The following is a 15,417-nucleotide window of genomic DNA, read 5'->3' on the forward strand; positions in this document are numbered from 1 at the left end:
GATGCCTGGCCACTGAACCATCGCATCCGCCCAACGGACGAACCCGTACAGGTCCCGCTACCTCGACCGAAGCTGAACCGCGGCTGTCAGGCAAAAGCCCGAAACACTCTGCCGCTAGCCAGTGACACTTCACCTGTGCAACATGGCGCGCGTGCCATCCACAAATGGGAATTCCCTTTATGAAACGTTTTCTTAGCATCGCCATGGCGTTGTGCATCGGCCTGACGATGAGCCTCGACGCCAATGCCAAGCGCTTTGGTGGCGGCAAAAGCGCCGGCGCTGCGCCGACCCACCAGACCAGCCAAATGGCTCCGTCCTCTTCCGGTATGGGCCCTGCTGCCGCGACCGCAGGGGCTGCCGGTGCCGCGGGCGCCGCCGCCAAAGCCGGCGGTGCTTCGCGCTGGCTCGGCCCATTGGCCGGTATCGCCGCAGGCGGCCTGCTGGCCTCCATGTTCATGGGCGACGGCTTCCAGGGCATGCAGATCTTCGACATCCTGATCATGGCGGTCATCGCCTTCCTGGTCTTCCGCTTTATCGCCGCCCGTCGTCGCAAGCAGCAGGAGCAGTACGCTCCAGCCGGCCACGCGCCGATGCAGCGTGAAGCCTTCGAGCCAAAACCTGCCTCCGGTTCGATCTTCGGTGGTTCGGCTGCACCTGCCGCCGCAGCCCGTCCGGTGATCAACGCGCCAGCCTGGTTCAACGAAGAGCGTTTCGTCGAAGCCGCGCGCAACCACTTCCAGTCCCTGCAGCAACACTGGGACGCCAACGAAATGGACAAGATCGCCGAGTTCGTGACCCCGCAGATGCTGCAATTCCTGAAGCAGGAACGTGCTGATCTGGGCGATGGCTTCCAGTCGACCTACATCGACAACCTCAATGTGCAGCTGGAAGGCGTCGACGACCGCGCCGACAAGACCATCGCGACCCTGACCTTCAGCGGCGTGTCGAAGTCCTCGCGTTTCGACCAGGGTGAAGTGTTCAGCGAAAGCTGGAACATGGAGCGCGCCCAGGGCGAAAACCAGCCTTGGCTGGTTGCAGGTATCCGCCAGAACGGCTGATTCCCTCCAGTGTCACATCGGTAATCGCAAAACCCCGGCTCAGGTCGGGGTTTTGCATTTCACGATTGCACTTATAGCGAGCTACTGTATAAACCGCCGTCTATTTAAACCGCGCCATAGAGCTAAGAGGACCCAGGCCGTGGAAGAAGTCATCGAGCAACTCCGTGAAGCAAACGAACCGGTACCCGTTCCCCTGGAACTGCCGGATGAAGACCTGCTGGTGGAAATCGAAGAACAGCTGTTCATCAATATTCCCTTCGTCTTCAAAGAGTTCCTGTTGACCGTGAGCGATGTCGTCTACGGCAGCCTGGAGCCGGTCACCGTGACCGACCCGCAATCCCACACCTACCTGCCGGAAGTGGCAGCCACTGCCTGGGACATGGGCGTGCCGCGCGAGCTGATCCCGATCTGCCAGGACGGCGACGACTACTACTGCGTCGAGGAAGACGGCACCGTGGTGCTCTGGTCCGGCGAAGAAGAGCTGATCACCGAAGAGTCCTGGGAATCGGTGTGGCACTGGGCGCGGGACGTCTGGCTGGAAAGCTGATCGGCCTTGCGCGGTTTCGCCCCGCGGGCGCAGGCGCATGGATCGACTGCCACCCGTTGCCTGACGTTCACAAGCGGTCGCCCCAGCGGGTCGATCGCCGCATTGACACTACTCGCCAGCAGCCTGCTGGCGGGTTGTCAGTCGCCCATGGCTCAGTTGCAAAGCCTGAGCACGCAGTACGCCCATCAGGTCGAAGTCCTGCCCACTTCACCCTTCCCGCTCGCCAGCAGCCTGCCCCCGCACTCACCGAAACAACCCCGCCTGCGCGTCTATCTTGAAGGCGACGGCCATGCCTGGGCGACAGCCCGCCAACCCAGCCTCGACCCCAGCCCGCAGCACCTGCTGATGGCGCAACTGGCATTGAGCGATCCCGCCCCAGCGTCTATCTGGCCCGCCCCTGCCAATTCGTCAGCGCGGCCGACTGCACAGCGGCCATCTGGACCGACCAGCGCTTTTCCCCAGCGGTGCTGCGCAGCCTCGACCAGGCCCTCGACCGCCTCAAGCAGCGTTATGGCAATCAGGATTTCGAGTTGGTCGGCTATTCCGGTGGCGCGGCCCTGGCCCTGTTGCTGGCCGCGCGGCGAGACGACATTGCCCAGGTGCAAACCCTGGCCGGCAATCTGAGCCCTCGGCTATGGGTCAATGCGCTGGGGCTGAGCCCGCTGCACGGCTCCCTCGAACCGCTGGACCAGGCACCCAGGCTGGCCCTGGTAGCGCAACGGCATCTGCTCGGCCAGGCCGACCGCAGCGTGCCTGCCAGCCTCTACCCCGCCTACCGGCAGGCGCTGGGGACGAAAGCCTTCTGCGTGCAATCCATCAGCCTGCCCGGGGTCACCCATGACCAGGGCTGGGCCGAAGCCTGGCAATACTGGCGCGACCAGCCCCTGAGTTGTGCTCCGTCCAACGATTAGTGCCCGTTGTCTTCCTTGTGGTTATCCAGGGTATCCAGCAGGGCCACCTGCATGCGGGTGTGCACGCGGATGAACCAGCGCCACAGCAGCGCGGCCACCGCTGCCGTCACCACCGCGATCAGCACCAGCAGCTCGGTGGTCGGCAGGATGCTCGAAGACAGCGCCGCCAATAACAGGAAGATCACCAGCAGCGACAGCACCGGAATCACCTCGGCGATCACCCGGCGCACGCGCTGGGTGTGGCGCCCGGCCATTTCCGGCTTCACCCCCATCTCCGCCAGCAGCATCGACAGGGCCTTGAGCTTGCGATAGGCGGCGATCAGGAACGGCAGCGACAGCAGCAGCGCTCCCCCCCAGATCAATGCCTTCTGCCAGCTCGGATCGCTGATCCAGTCCTGCAGGTATTCGCCGATGCGCGCGGCGAAATAACCGCCGGAGAAAAAGATCGCCACCACCAGCGCCAGGTTGACCCCGACCTGCAACAGAATCCGCCGGATCATCGACACCAGCAGCGCCCCCTCGCCATGGGGCTGGATGCTGCGCAGCCATTCGCCGTACATGCCCAGCACCCGGCTCAGGCGGGTCGGCATCACGGCGGCGAGCTTCAGCGACAGCGGGTCGGCGGCGCGGATCAGGTAAGGCGTGAGCAAGGTGGTAACGGCCGATACCGCGACCACCACCGGGTAGAGAAAGTCGCTGGTGACCTGCAGGGTCATGCCCAGCGCCGCGATGATGAAGGAGAACTCGCCGATCTGCGACAGGCCCATGCCGACCCGCAGCGAGGTGCGGCCATCGTTGCCGGCGATAAAAGCGCCCAGGCCGCAGGACAGCATCTTGCCCAGCACCACCGCGACGGTGATCACCGCGATCGGCCAGGCGTATTGCAGGAGGATCTTCGGGTCGATCATCAGGCCGATGGCGACGAAGAAGATGGCGCTGAACATGTCGCGAACCGGCTCGATCAGGCGCTCGATCTTCAGCAATTGCCGCGACTCGGCCATGATCGCGCCGATCAGGAAGGCGCCGAGCACCATGCTGTACTCCAGCTTGACCACCAGCAGGCAGAAGCCGAAACACAGCCCCAGCACGGTGATCAGCAGCATCTCGTTGCTTTCGAACTTGGCCACGTAGGCCAGCAGCCGTGGCACCAGCAGGATGCCGATGACCAAGGCGACGATCATGAACAGCGAGAGCTTGCCGACGGTGGAGAACACTTCCCCGGAACTGACGGTGCCGCTGACCGCGATGCTCGAGAGCAAGGCGATGATGCCGATGCCGAGGATGTCCTCGACGATCAGCACGCCGAAGATCAGCTGGGCGAAGCGCTGGTTCTTCATCTTCAGGTCGTTGAGCGCCTTGACGATGATGGTGGTCGAGGAAATCGCCAGGATCGCGCCGAGGAACAGCGAGTCCATGGTGTTCCAGTCGAACCAGCGACCGATCTCGTAGCCGATCCAGATCATCAGCACGATTTCCATGAACGCCGCGATAAAGGCCGTGGCGCCGACCTTGAACAGCTTGCGCAGGCTGAACTCCAGGCCCAGGCAGAACATCAGGAAAATCACCCCCAGCTCGGCCAGGGTCTTGATGGTGTCTTCGTCGTGGATCAGGCCGAATGGCGGAGTGTGTGGGCCGATGATGAAGCCGGCGACGATATAGCCGAGGACCACTGGCTGCTTGAGCCGGTGGAAAAGAATGGTCACCACGCCTGCGACCAGCATGATCACTGCCAGGTCCTGAATAAAGCTGATGGCATGCATGGCGTGGGGCTCCTTGGGGTCGTGTTCTTGCGGGCGGCGCGGGTCGTCGTGCGACCTGCCGGCCAGCGGGAAAAGCCCTTGGGGCGGGCTTTTGAAAGATAACATCGCGACTTGTGCCAGAAAGGCGGTGCAATATATGGAAACAGATGGATCGCCGCGTGACGGCGACCGCGGGCGCAGCGTCCCGTTATCGATGGTTTGAAACGCTGACCAAGCACCCGCAGAGGTGCGCCCCGCAACCCCTGCCTTAACCCGTGAGTGTGCTATGGAACCCGGAAACGCCCAGCTGTCGATGACGGTATTGATGACCCCTGACATGGCCAACTTCTCAGGCAATGTCCACGGCGGCACCCTGCTCAAGTACCTCGATGAAGTCGCCTACGCCTGCGCCAGCCGTTATGCCGGCCGTTATGTGGTGACCCTGTCGGTGGACCAGGTGATCTTCCGCGAGCCGATCCATGTCGGCGAACTGGTGACCTTCCTGGCCTCGGTCAACTACACCGGCAACACCTCGATGGAAGTCGGTATCAAGGTGGTCACCGAGAACATCCGCGAGCGCTCGGTGCGCCATACCAACAGTTGCTTCTTCACCATGGTGGCCGTGGACGACCAGCGCAAACCTGCCGCCGTGCCGCCCCTGCAGCCAGAAACCAGCGAAGACAAGCGCCGCTTCATGCAGGCCCAGCAGCGCCGGCAGATCCGCCAGGAGCTGGAAAAGCGCTATCAGGAAATCAAGGCCGACGCTTGATCGTCCGAGACCGGCTCGCTCTTACTGAGCGAGCCTGTTCGCGATAAGCCCCCGCGCAACCCGTTACAGCTCGATCGGCACCGCCTCGAACCGCACCCGTGGATGGGTGATCCGGTCCTGGGCCCGTACCAGCTGCAGCTCGTAACTGGCGCAGGCCTGGGTTTCCAGCAGCACTTCATGCACCGCCGCGGCGGTGAACTCGAACGCCGCCACCAGGCTGTCGCCCAGCAGCACCCGGGCCAGGAACAGGCCCGAGGTCAGGTCGCCCACGCCCACCGGCTGGCGCGGGAATGCCAGCAGCGGACGACGCAGGTGCCAGCTGCCGTCGGCGGTCACCAGCAGCATCTCGAAGCCGTCCGGCAGCTTGCCCGGGTAATCCAGGTGCTTGACCAGTACGGCTTTCGGACCGCGAGCCAGCAGCGCCCGGGCCATGGCCAGGCAGTCGAACAGCGACTGCGGCTTGCGCCCAGCGAAGCTGTCCAGCTCCAGTTGGTTGGGGCAGAGGAAATCCGCCACGGCGGCTGCTTCTTCCAACAGGAAGTCGCTGACCTCCTGCGGCACGTTGCAGCCCTTTTCCGGGTGGCCCATCACCGGGTCGCACAGGTACAGGGCCTTGGGGTTGGTCGCCTTGATCCGTGCCACACCACCGAGGATCGCCCGCCCCTGCGCCGCGCTGCCCAGGTAGCCGGACAACACCGCATCGCAGTTGCCCAGCTCGCCGATGGCGGCAATGCCTTCCACCAGCTCCGGAATCTGATGCGGCGACAGCACTTCGCCGGCCCACTGACCGTATTGCGTGTGGTTGGAGAACTGCACGGTATTGAGCGGCCAGACATTCACCCCGACCCGCTGCATGGGAAACACCGCGGCGCTGTTGCCGGCATGGCCGAAGACCACATGGGACTGGATCGCGAGCAGATGAGGCGTACGTTTCATTCGGGTCATTCCGTAAAACGATTGAAATTCGAGCCGCGCAGTATGCGACTAAACACAACCTGTACGACAGACCGAAGACGCAGTTAAGCTGGTGCGACTTCGTTGGAGCGCACCTCATGCTGACCCTTGGAAACATTTTCGTGCTGATGCTGCTGGCCACCGGCGCCGCCTGGCTATGGCACAACCACGGCCTGCGCGAGCGGGCGCTGGAGAGGGTCAAGCAGCATTGCGCGCGGCTCGATATCGAGCTGCTGGACGGCAATGTGGCGTTGAAGCGCATCGGTTTCGTCAGGGACGCCAGTGGTCGCCGGCGCCTGGCCCGGATCTACAACTTCGAATTCACCGTCACCGGCGAAACCCGCCATGCGGGGACCATCACCCAGTTCGGCGCCCACAGCGCGCAGATCGAGCTGGCGCCCTACCCGATTGCAACTCCCGCGCCCCCACCCGTGCCGACACACAGCGCCGAGGTGATCGAGCTGAGCCAGTGGCGCGAAGAGCGCAGCAAGTAAGGCCAACCGCCTATGCAATCCTGTAGGAGCGAAGCTTGCTCGCGATAGCCGCGAAGCGGCGATTTGTCCTGGTAAACCCTGTCATCGTTGACGATTTTTTCGCGGGCAATCGAGCGTCGACCGGCCGCTCCTACAGAAGCATCGGATTGCGTTGGACTATTGGCAGCACTCAGCCAGGGATTTTTGCAGGACGGCCACGTCTTGCGGCTCGCTGAAGATCAGCTCGATACGTGAATCGCGGCGCCATTCGCTGGTTTGCCAATGCAGCGCGGCGTTATCCAGGGCATTGCCCGACACCCAGCCATCGGCACCATGGATCACCAGCTTGGCCCGACGCCAGTCGAGGCTCGCCAGCCATTGCTCGACGAGCCCGACCTCGAACACCCGGCTCGGGTGCCAGCGCCAACCGATGCTCCAACCGCCCTCCTGGGCCTGGCTCAGGCAGATGGGCTGGGCCGGATCGGTCCAGATCGCCGGCAGCTGCGCCAATCCCCTGGGTACTTCGAAGGCCTCTACAGCCGCCCCCGCCTGAACGTCCACACCAGGCAAACGATCCAGCGCCAAGGCCCCGCGGGTGGTCCAGAGCACCGGACAGGCCGGCAACTGCTCGAGAATCCCCTGACGCTGCACCGCGTCGAGCCCCTCTTCCTTGTTCAGCAGCAACAGGCCAGCGCTGGGCAGCGCTTCCTGTTGGGCCCCTGGCAGCGGCTTGCCGGCCGCCAATGCCTGGGCATCGAGTACCAGCACGCAAGGCTGCACGGCCAGGACTTTTTGCCAGGGTGCCTCGCGCAATTGCTGGAGCAACTGCGCCGGGTGCCCCAGGCCGGAAGGTTCGATAAACAGGCGATCGGGCCGGGCCTTGCGCAACAGGCGCCCCAGGCCCACCTGGAACGGCGCGCCGTTGACGCAGCACAGGCAGCCACCGGCCACCTCGCCAAGGGCGATACCCTCCTCGTCCCGGGTCAGCAGCGCCGCGTCCAGGCCGATCTGGCCAAACTCGTTGATCAGCACCGCCCAGCGCTCATCGGCCGGACGCTGCGCCAACAGGTGCTGGATCAGGCTGGTCTTGCCCGCGCCGAGGGGGCCGGCGATGACGTGGGTGGGGATGTTGTGCAGCATGGGTGGGGCGCTCGGAAAGGAGGTGATTGATCCTACGCGCTAAGCCGCGGCAACGAAATTCCCGTGGTCGCTACCGCAGGCTGCGATCGGCTACGAAGCTGACGCGTTCTTGAGGACGTCAAAAGGCGCTACGCGCCTTATCGCAGCCTGCGGCAGCGGCTACAGGATCAGCCGAGCCAGTCCAGGGTGAGGATCAGCCGGCGTTCGCCGGGAGCCGGTTGCGGCGAGCGGTGGATCAGGCCGAAGCCTTCGTTGCCCAGCCATTTCTCGCCCTTGAACATGGCCACCTCGCCGCTGGCGATCTGCTGGATCAGCGCGGCATCCGTGGGTTCGGCCTCGGCCTGGCCCAGTTGCCGGCGATCCATCGCGCCCTCGCGCAGCCACTGGCTGCCGACACCGGCATAGGTAGTGATCAGCCTTACCGGCACATGGTCGACATGAAAACGCGGACACATGGCTTTCTCCAGCACTCGCAGGCGCAGGCCGACGCGCTTGGCGCCCAGCAAGCAGGCGAAGGCGCTGACCAGCCAGGCGACATCGGCGATAAAGCCGTCGTATCCCTGCAGATCGCTGAAGCCGGAGGCCAGGCCGCGCAGGTTCGGCTCAGCATCCTCAGTGTCGAGTTCCAGCGACAGCGACTCGGCCAGCGGTTCGTTCAGCGACAGCAGCAAGGCACCGAAATCGGCGATATGCGCCGGCAACCGGCGCTGCCACAGGGCTAGGTTGACCTCATCGTCCAGCACTTCGGCGAGGACGATGGGGGCCGAGCCGGAAGACTGCCGGCGGGTCGGCTTTTGCAGGATTGGCCGCAGGACTTCCGCACCCGCAATCGAGCGTCGGCCGGTAGCTCTCACAGGGCTCAGGGATAGGTAGGACATCAAGCAGCCTCTTCATGCCAGGGGCCGAACGGGTCGCGCATCAGGCGCCAGCCCTCCACGCCCAAGGCCATTTCGTCGTCAGTCAGCAGGCAGTCGTCGAGTTCGGCGGTGAGCCGGGCGAAGTCGATGTTCTGGCCGATGAACACCAGTTCCTGGCGGCAGTCGCCGGTGGCGGCGGTCCAGTTGTGCATGATCGCCGCGGTGCTTTCCGCGTCCTGCGGCCAGTGTTGCTTGGGCACGAAACGCCACCAGCGTCCGGCGAAACCATGACGCATCAGACCGCCAGCCTGAGACCAACTGCCCGCCTCCTGATGCTTGCTGGCGAGCCAGAAAAAGCCCTTGGAACGCAACAGCTTGCCGTTGATCCAGGGGCGGTTGATGAAATCGAAAAAGCGCTGCGGATGGAACGGCCGCCGCGCCCGGTAGGCGCTGGAGGCGATGCCGTATTCTTCGGTTTCCGGCACATGCTCGCCGCGCAGTTCCTGCAACCAGCCCGGCGCCTGGGCGGCCCGCTCGAAGTCGAAACGGCCGGTGTTGAGGATCTTCGCCAGCGGCACTTCGCCCATCACCATGGGGATGATTTCCGCCTGGGAATTGAGGCGTTCGAGGATGGCGATCAGCTCCTGGCGCTCGTCGCTGCCGATCAGGTCGATCTTGCTGATCAGGATCACGTCGGCGAACTCGATCTGTTCGATCAGCAGATCAGTGATTGAACGCTCGTCCTCCTCACCCAGGGTCTCGCCACGGGACGCCAGGCTTTCCGCGGCCTGGTAATCGAGCAGGAAGTTCATGCCGTCGACCACGGTGACCATGGTGTCCAGCCGCGCAATGTCAGCCAGACTCTGCCCCGCCTCGTCGCGAAAGGTGAAGGTTTCGGCCACCGGCAGCGGCTCGGAGATACCAGTGGATTCGATCAGCAGGTAATCGAAACGACCGTCCCTGGCCAGCTTGCCGACCTCTTCCAGCAGGTCTTCGCGCAGGGTGCAGCAGATGCAGCCGTTGCTCATTTCGACCAGTTTTTCTTCGGCGCGGTTGAGGCTGACATCGCGCTGCACTTCGCTGCCGTCGATGTTGATTTCGCTCATGTCGTTGACGATCACCGCCACCCGCAGGTTGTCGCGGTTGCGCAGGACGTAGTTGAGCAGCGTGCTTTTGCCGGCGCCGAGAAAGCCGGACAGCACGGTAACGGGGAGACGGTCGGTCATCAGGTGATCCTCATCGGGGGCTGGGTCAGATCGCCCGTTGGTGGCGTTCGCGCAGCTCTTGGCGTTCTTTGGCTTCGATACACAGGGTGGCGGTGGGCCGCAGCAGCAGGCGCTTGAGGCCAATGGCCTCGCCGGTTTCGCGGCACCAGCCGTACTCGCCACGGGCCAGGCGTTCGAGGGCTTCGTCGATCTTGTCCAGCAGCTTCTTTTCCCGCTCCAGCAGGCGCAGTTGCCACTGACGCTGCTCTTCGGCGCTGCCGATGTCGGCGGGGTCGCTGTGGGGTTCCTGCTCACGCAGCACCTCGAACTCACCCTCGATGCGTTCTTGCAGGTCGACGCGCTGGGCCAGCAGCAGTTCACGGAAATAGGCCTGCTGGACGTCGTTCATGTAGTCCGCCTCAGGCAGGGCGAGAAGTTGCGCTTCGGTCATGGGGCGTTCAGTCATGGTGGGTCACGGATCAGGCTTTATTTAATGTTATAGTATAACAATACAAATAAGCCAACCCTCTCTTGCCGCCCGCGACGAAGGGCGGGATGCTTGAGCGTCCCTTGCCGAGAAACCCGATGCGCCACGCCCTGAAATACATGCTGCTGAGCCTGTCCCTGCTGGCTGCGAACGCCGCCACCGCGCAAGTGCCCAGCGCCCTGGCCACCTGCACCCGCAGCGCCAACCTGCTGGCCTGCGTGGATGCCGAAGGCAATGCCTACAGCGTCGCAGCCGCGGGCAGCACCACCTATCTGCGAGGCTTCGAGGTGGCCGGCAAGCGATATTGGGCGCAGACCAACAGCCGCTACGGCCAGCTGACCTTCTTTACCGGCCTGGCCTCCGACGGCGAAGCCTGGGTCGGTTACAGCCAGCGCGTCGGCTGGACCACCCGCAACCGTTTTTCCAGCTCCGGCGGTAGCAGCGGCAAGTTCACTTGCAGCCGGATCACTGGCTGCTAAGCAGAGTATTTTGTAGGAGCGAGGCTTGCCCGTGATGAACGTTTACGCGGTATAGCCGATACACCGCAGCGCCTTCATCGCACGCAAGCTGTGCTCCTACAGAAGCCTGGGTGGCGTCAGACCTGGGCTTTTTTCTGCTCCTGCAACCAGGCCATATAGCTGTTCACCGGCGGGTTCTTCTGGAAGTAGCTCTGCAAGCCCGCGAACAGTCCATTGGCAATCGCCTGCTGGTGCCGCGGGGTTACCAGGCGCTGGCTGTCGCGGCTGTTGGAGATGAAGCCGGTCTCCACCAGGATCGAGGGCACGTCGGGGGACTTGAGCACCGCGAAGCCGGCCTGTTCCACGCGCTTCTGATGCAGGGTGGTGATGCCCGCCAGGCTGCCCAATACGGTGTTGCCCAACTGCAGGCTGGCGGCGATGGTCGCGTTCATCGACATGTCGAGAATCACCCCGGCGAGCATCGGGTCCTTGTCTTTCAGATTGAGCAGGCTGGTGGCGCCCAGCAGGTCGGCGCCGTTCTCCCGCTGCGCCATGAAGCGCGCCGTGGCCGAGGTCGCGCCACCTTCCGACAATGCATACACCGAGGCCCCGGACGCCGTCAGGCGCGGCGCCGCATCGGCGTGCACCGAGATAAACATGTCGGCCTTATGCTTGCGGGCGATCTCCACCCGCTTGCGCAGCGGCACGAAGAAATCGTCGTTGCGCACCAGCTTCACATCGAAGCCCTTCTCACGCTTCAGCCGCTTGGCCAGCAGTTGGGCGATCGCCAGCACCACATCCTTCTCCCGCTCGCCCCGGGCGCCGACCGCCCCCGGGTCCTTGCCGCCGTGGCCCGGGTCGACCACGACGATGATGTCGCGCTTGGGATGCGCCCGGCCCGCGGGTGTTTCACGCGGCAAAGCCGGGGCGGTGACCGCCGCAATCTGCTGTGGAACACGGGTGGCGTTGCTCAGGTCGAGCACCAGGCGGTGACCCTGGCCGTCCTGGGGCGGCAGCAAAAAACTGTCGAGCCGCAGCGGCTCGGCCAGGTCGAGAACGATCCGCGTATCGCCCTGGCTAAAGTGCCCGGAGCGGATCGAGCGAATAGGTGTGTTGGCCAGGGCCAGCTGGTTGAAATTGCCACTGAGCTGCGCGCCGCTGAGGTCGATGATCAATCGCTCGGGCGCGCTGAGGGAGAAGGTTTTGTACTGCACCGGCCCACTCAGATCGAGCACCAGGCGCAGCTTGTCGGCCGAATTCCATAACCGCAGATTGCGAATCTGGGTGGCGGATACCCCCAAAGGCAGAACCAAGGCCGCGCTGGCCAACAACAGGTTGAGCAACTGACGTCTGTGCATGACTTACACCGCAGATTGAGGAGCATCCGTACTCGATAAGGCTGGATGAAAAAACGTTCAGGAAAAAGGTTTCATCGACTGCATTGTTATAATATAACATGGCAAATTGTTTCCAACGATGGACCTGCTCATGAATGCGCTGACTCTGCCGGATATCGCCGCGCAGGCCGCACGCCAGGCCCTGCCCCTTGAGTGGGTGGGCATGTGTGGCATTGCCTTACCTGTGTTGTTTGATGGCCAGCGGATTGGCGCAAAAGCGGATGCCGGCGTCAGCCTCGACGATGGCGAAGCACGCGGCATTCATATGTCGCGCCTGTATCTGGCGCTGGAAATGCTCGAGCAGGAAAACCTCACCCCGGCCCTGATGCGCCAGGTACTGCAACGTTTTCTCGACAGCCACGACGGTCTGTCCAGCAGCGCCTACCTGCGAATTCATGCCGATCTGCTGCTGAAACGCCCGGCCTTGATCAGCCCATTGGCCGGTTGGAAAACCTATCCGGTGAGCATCGAAGCGCGTCTGAAAAACGCAATGTTCCACGTGGAACTAAAAATAGAGGTGCCTTATTCCTCTACGTGCCCCTGTTCCGCCGCGCTTTCCAGGCAGCTGATTCAGCAGCAATTCATCGATGATTTCGCCAACCGGCAGCTGCAACACGAAGATATCCTGACCTGGCTCGGTTCTTCGAAAGGCATAGTCGCCACCCCTCACAGCCAGCGCAGCAGCGCGCAATTGCAGCTGCGCCTGGACGACTTTCTCGATGAGTTGCCACTGATGGCAGCGATCAACGACGCCGAAGCCGCTCTCGGTACCGCGGTACAAACCGCGGTGAAACGCGCCGACGAGCAAGCCTTCGCCCTGGCCAACGGACAGAACCTGATGTTCTGCGAAGACGCCGCGCGCCGCCTGAACCTGGCCTTGCAACGCTCGCCCGGCATCCGTGCCTTCCAACTGCGCGTGGTTCATGCCGAAAGCCTGCACGCCCACGATGCCGTAGCGGAAAGCCGCTGGAACTGGGAGGCCGCATGATCAGCCTGCAATCGCTGCGTTGGGGCGCACCCGGCCAACCGCTGACGCCAGCGCTCGACCTCGATCTGAGGCCAGGCAGCCTGACCGCCATCATCGGTGCCAACGGCTCGGGTAAAAGCAGCCTGCTGAAGGTCATCGCCGGCCTGCAAAAGCCCTTGGCCGGGAAGATCAGATTGCAGGTTCCCCGCCGTGGCGGCCTGTCCTTTCTGCCGCAGCAGCAATACCTGGACCGGCAATTCCCCATCACCCTGCAAGAGCTGGTGGCCGCCGGTTTCTGGGGCGATCGGCAAAGCTCGCAACAGCGGGCCGAACGCTTGCAGCAGGTGCTCGAAGACTGGTGCCTGAGCGGCCTGGAACAACGCCCGTTGATGGCCTTGTCCGGCGGTGAATTGCAACGCGCCCTGCTCGCCCGCCTGAGCCTCGCCGATGCCCCGCTGTTGTTGCTGGACGAACCCCACGCCGCCCTGGACGAACTGGGCCAGGCCCTGCTGTGGCAACACATCCACAGCTGGCAGCAGCAAGGCCGCACGCAAATCCTGGTCTGCCATGACCTCGCCGCCGTACGCCAACACATCCCCCAGACGCTGGTGATCAAAGCCAGCGGTTGCCTGTTCGGCAGCAGCGAGGAACTGATCGTCCAGCCCCTGCGGATGCAGGTGGCCTGATGCTCGCCGCCGCCCAACTCTGGCAACCCTTCCACGAGTTCGTGTTCATGCGCCGGGCGTTGCTCGGCGGCCTGGTGCTGGCGTGCAGCACCGCGCCGCTGGGGGTGTTTCTGATCCTGCGGCGCATGAGCCTGATCGGCGACGCCGTGGCCCACGGCATCCTTCCCGGTGCGGCGCTGGGCTTCTGGTTCGCCGGGCTGAGCCTGCCGGCGCTGACCCTCGGCGGCCTCGGTGCCGGCCTGGGCATGGCCGGCCTGGCCGCCTGGATTACCCGGCGCACCGGCTTGCGCGAGGACGCCAGCCTGGCCGCGATCTACCCGATTTCCCTGGCCAGTGGGGTGCTGATTCTCGGCCTCGCCGGCAAGCGCCTGGACCTGCTGCACCTGTTGTTCGGCTCGGCCCTGGCGGTGGATGGGCCGACCCTCGATGGCATGCTCTGGGTCTCCGGGTTCAGCCTGGTGGCCATGGCGCTGATCTACAAAGCGCTGCTGCTGGACACCCTCGACCCGCTGTTTCTCAACAGTGTCAGCCGTCTCGGCCCTCTCGCCCACGGCCTGTTCCTGACCCTGGTGGTGCTGAACCTGGTGATAGGTTTCCAGGCCATCGGCGCCTTGATGGTGGTCGGCCTGATGATGCTGCCGGCCGCCGCCTCGCGCTTCTGGAGTCGTCGCCTGCCGGTGCTGATCGGCATTGCCGCGGTGCTCGGTTGCCTCTCGGTGTGGCTCGGCCTGTTGCTGTCGTTCCACTACTCGCTGCCCAGCGGCCCGGCCATCGTCCTGGTGGCGGGCGGCCTGTACCTGCTGTCCGTGGTGTTCGGTCCGGTGCACGGCCTGCTGCGCCGCCCGCCTTTGCTCACATCCCCATGAGGTGTTCCCCGATGCGCGCCCTACTCGTGCTCTTCAGTCTGTTGCTGCCGCTGTCGCTGTCGACTGCCCAGGCCGCGGACAAACTCGCTGTGGTCACCAGCTTCAGCATCCTCGCCGACATCACCCGACAGGTCGGCGGCGAGCACATCCAGATCACCGACATGGTCGGCCCGGACGCCGACGCCCACACCTACGAACCGACACCGGACGATGCCAAGGCCCTGCTCAAGGCCCGGCTGATCATCAAGAACGGCCTGGGTTTCGAGCCCTGGCTGGATCGCCTGGTGGCCAGTACCGGCACCCGGGCCCCGGTGATCAGCGCCAGCCGCGGAGTGATCCCGCGCTCGCTGGAGGAGGACGGCGAGACCATTCCCGACCCGCACGCCTGGCACAACCTGGCGAACGCCGAACTCTATGTGAGCAACATCACCAAGGCGCTGGTGGCCGCCGACCCGGCGAACCAGGCCGACTACCAACGCAACAGCCAGGCCTACCTGAAACGGATCTACGCGCTGCTGGCCGAAGCCAAGGCCAAGTTCGGCGCGCTGCCGCCGGGCAATCGCAAGATCGTCACCTCCCACGACGCCTTCGGTTACCTGGGCCAGGCCTACGGCATCGACTTCATGGCCCCGCAAGGCCTGTCCACCGAACGCGAGCCCTCGGCCGCCGAAGTCGCCGCGCTGATCACCCAGATCCGCAACGCCAAGGTCAAGGCGGTGTTCATGGAGAACATCAAGGACGCGCGCCTGCTCAAGCAGATCGCCGACGAAAGCGGCGCCCATATCGGCGGCACCCTGTACTCCGACGCCCTCGCCGCCCAAGGCCCGGCCAGCACCTTCACCGGGCTGTTCGAATACAACCTGAACACCCTGTACGACGCCCTGAGCACGCCATGACCCCAGG

General features: G+C 64.1%; 16 protein-coding genes and 1 pseudogene. 10 read left to right on the forward strand and 7 right to left on the reverse strand.

The genetic code is table 11. The features are described 5' to 3' along the window. The first annotated feature begins 179 nt into the window (after positions 1–179). The 3 genes and pseudogenes from J4D52_RS02595 (at position 180) to J4D52_RS30445 (ending at position 2,516) form a co-directional block, all read left to right on the forward strand. Positions 180–1,058, forward strand: a complete 879-nt coding sequence (locus J4D52_RS02595; protein ID WP_063433438.1) for a Tim44 domain-containing protein — start codon at positions 180–182, stop codon at positions 1,056–1,058. A 139-nt stretch (positions 1,059–1,197) separates the two neighbouring features. Further along, positions 1,198–1,605 carry an SMI1/KNR4 family protein gene (locus tag J4D52_RS02600; RefSeq protein WP_007927598.1) on the forward strand — a complete coding sequence of 136 codons (408 nt, stop codon included), beginning with the start codon at positions 1,198–1,200 and terminating at the stop codon, positions 1,603–1,605. Positions 1,606–1,752: 147 nt separating this feature from the next. Continuing rightward, positions 1,753–2,516, forward strand: a pseudogene (locus J4D52_RS30445) (alpha/beta hydrolase). On the opposite strand, the gene J4D52_RS02610 reads toward J4D52_RS30445, so the two are convergent. Beyond that, positions 2,513–4,276 carry a cation:proton antiporter gene (locus J4D52_RS02610; RefSeq protein ID WP_102676099.1) on the reverse strand — a complete coding sequence of 588 codons (1,764 nt, stop codon included), beginning with the start codon at positions 4,274–4,276 and terminating at the stop codon, positions 2,513–2,515. The pseudogene J4D52_RS30445 and the gene J4D52_RS02610 overlap by 4 nt on opposite strands. Before the next feature lie 265 nt (positions 4,277–4,541). On the opposite strand from J4D52_RS02610, the gene J4D52_RS02615 reads away from it, so the two are divergent. After that, positions 4,542–5,024, forward strand: a complete 483-nt coding sequence (locus J4D52_RS02615) for an acyl-CoA thioesterase (RefSeq protein WP_025806946.1) — start codon at positions 4,542–4,544, stop codon at positions 5,022–5,024. Between the two features lie 63 nt (positions 5,025–5,087). Here J4D52_RS02615 and pdxY read toward each other — a convergent pair whose 3' ends face one another. Further along, the gene (pdxY, locus tag J4D52_RS02620; RefSeq protein ID WP_025806945.1) at positions 5,088–5,960 is read right to left on the reverse strand and encodes a pyridoxal kinase PdxY; all 873 of its coding nucleotides are present in this window, start codon (positions 5,958–5,960) and stop codon (positions 5,088–5,090) included. Positions 5,961–6,076: 116 nt separating this feature from the next. On the opposite strand from pdxY, the gene J4D52_RS02625 reads away from it, so the two are divergent. Beyond that, on the forward strand, positions 6,077–6,472 hold the full coding sequence (locus tag J4D52_RS02625) for a DUF3301 domain-containing protein (RefSeq protein ID WP_053276734.1): 396 nt from the start codon (positions 6,077–6,079) through the stop codon (positions 6,470–6,472). A gap of 156 nt (positions 6,473–6,628) precedes the next feature. Here J4D52_RS02625 and J4D52_RS02630 read toward each other — a convergent pair whose 3' ends face one another. From J4D52_RS02630 to dksA, 4 genes are all read right to left on the reverse strand, one after another. Beyond that, positions 6,629–7,591: a GTP-binding protein gene (locus J4D52_RS02630; RefSeq protein ID WP_102676098.1), complete on the reverse strand. Its 963-nt coding sequence runs from the start codon at positions 7,589–7,591 to the stop codon at positions 6,629–6,631. Between the two features lie 167 nt (positions 7,592–7,758). Then, positions 7,759–8,469, reverse strand: a complete 711-nt coding sequence (locus J4D52_RS02635; protein ID WP_102676097.1) for a DUF1826 domain-containing protein — start codon at positions 8,467–8,469, stop codon at positions 7,759–7,761. Then, a complete protein-coding gene (zigA, locus tag J4D52_RS02640; RefSeq protein ID WP_102676096.1) occupies positions 8,469–9,674 on the reverse strand; it encodes a zinc metallochaperone GTPase ZigA in 1,206 nt (401 codons plus the stop codon). The genes J4D52_RS02635 and zigA overlap by 1 nt, the downstream gene beginning before the upstream one ends. 25 nt (positions 9,675–9,699) lie before the next feature. Then, positions 9,700–10,104: an RNA polymerase-binding protein DksA gene (gene dksA / locus J4D52_RS02645; RefSeq protein WP_102676095.1), complete on the reverse strand. Its 405-nt coding sequence runs from the start codon at positions 10,102–10,104 to the stop codon at positions 9,700–9,702. Between the two features lie 134 nt (positions 10,105–10,238). Here dksA and J4D52_RS02650 point away from each other — a divergent pair, with 134 nt between their 5' ends. Continuing rightward, positions 10,239–10,619, forward strand: a complete 381-nt coding sequence (locus tag J4D52_RS02650; RefSeq protein ID WP_025806939.1) for a hypothetical protein — start codon at positions 10,239–10,241, stop codon at positions 10,617–10,619. A 116-nt stretch (positions 10,620–10,735) separates the two neighbouring features. Here J4D52_RS02650 and J4D52_RS02655 read toward each other — a convergent pair whose 3' ends face one another. Then, positions 10,736–11,956 carry an N-acetylmuramoyl-L-alanine amidase gene (locus J4D52_RS02655; protein ID WP_102676094.1) on the reverse strand — a complete coding sequence of 407 codons (1,221 nt, stop codon included), beginning with the start codon at positions 11,954–11,956 and terminating at the stop codon, positions 10,736–10,738. Positions 11,957–12,086: 130 nt separating this feature from the next. On the opposite strand from J4D52_RS02655, the gene folE2 reads away from it, so the two are divergent. The 4 genes from folE2 to J4D52_RS02675 are packed head-to-tail and all read left to right on the forward strand — an operon-like array spanning position 12,087 to position 15,410. Then, entirely contained in the window at positions 12,087–12,983 is an 897-nt protein-coding gene (gene folE2, locus J4D52_RS02660; RefSeq protein ID WP_063433447.1) for a GTP cyclohydrolase FolE2, read from the forward strand. Next, positions 12,980–13,648: a metal ABC transporter ATP-binding protein gene (locus J4D52_RS02665; RefSeq protein ID WP_063433448.1), complete on the forward strand. Its 669-nt coding sequence runs from the start codon at positions 12,980–12,982 to the stop codon at positions 13,646–13,648. The genes folE2 and J4D52_RS02665 overlap by 4 nt, the downstream gene beginning before the upstream one ends. Further along, positions 13,648–14,514: a metal ABC transporter permease gene (locus J4D52_RS02670; protein WP_063433449.1), complete on the forward strand. Its 867-nt coding sequence runs from the start codon at positions 13,648–13,650 to the stop codon at positions 14,512–14,514. The genes J4D52_RS02665 and J4D52_RS02670 overlap by 1 nt, the downstream gene beginning before the upstream one ends. A gap of 11 nt (positions 14,515–14,525) precedes the next feature. After that, positions 14,526–15,410 (forward strand): metal ABC transporter substrate-binding protein, encoded by an 885-nt coding sequence (locus tag J4D52_RS02675; protein WP_102676093.1) that lies wholly within the window; start codon positions 14,526–14,528, stop codon positions 15,408–15,410. The last annotated feature ends 7 nt before the right edge of the window (positions 15,411–15,417 follow it).

It is taken from the genome of Pseudomonas sp. GW460-12-10-14-TSB1, from assembly GCF_017349775.1.
GTDB classification, from domain to species: Bacteria; Pseudomonadota; Gammaproteobacteria; order Pseudomonadales; family Pseudomonadaceae; genus Aquipseudomonas; species Aquipseudomonas piscium.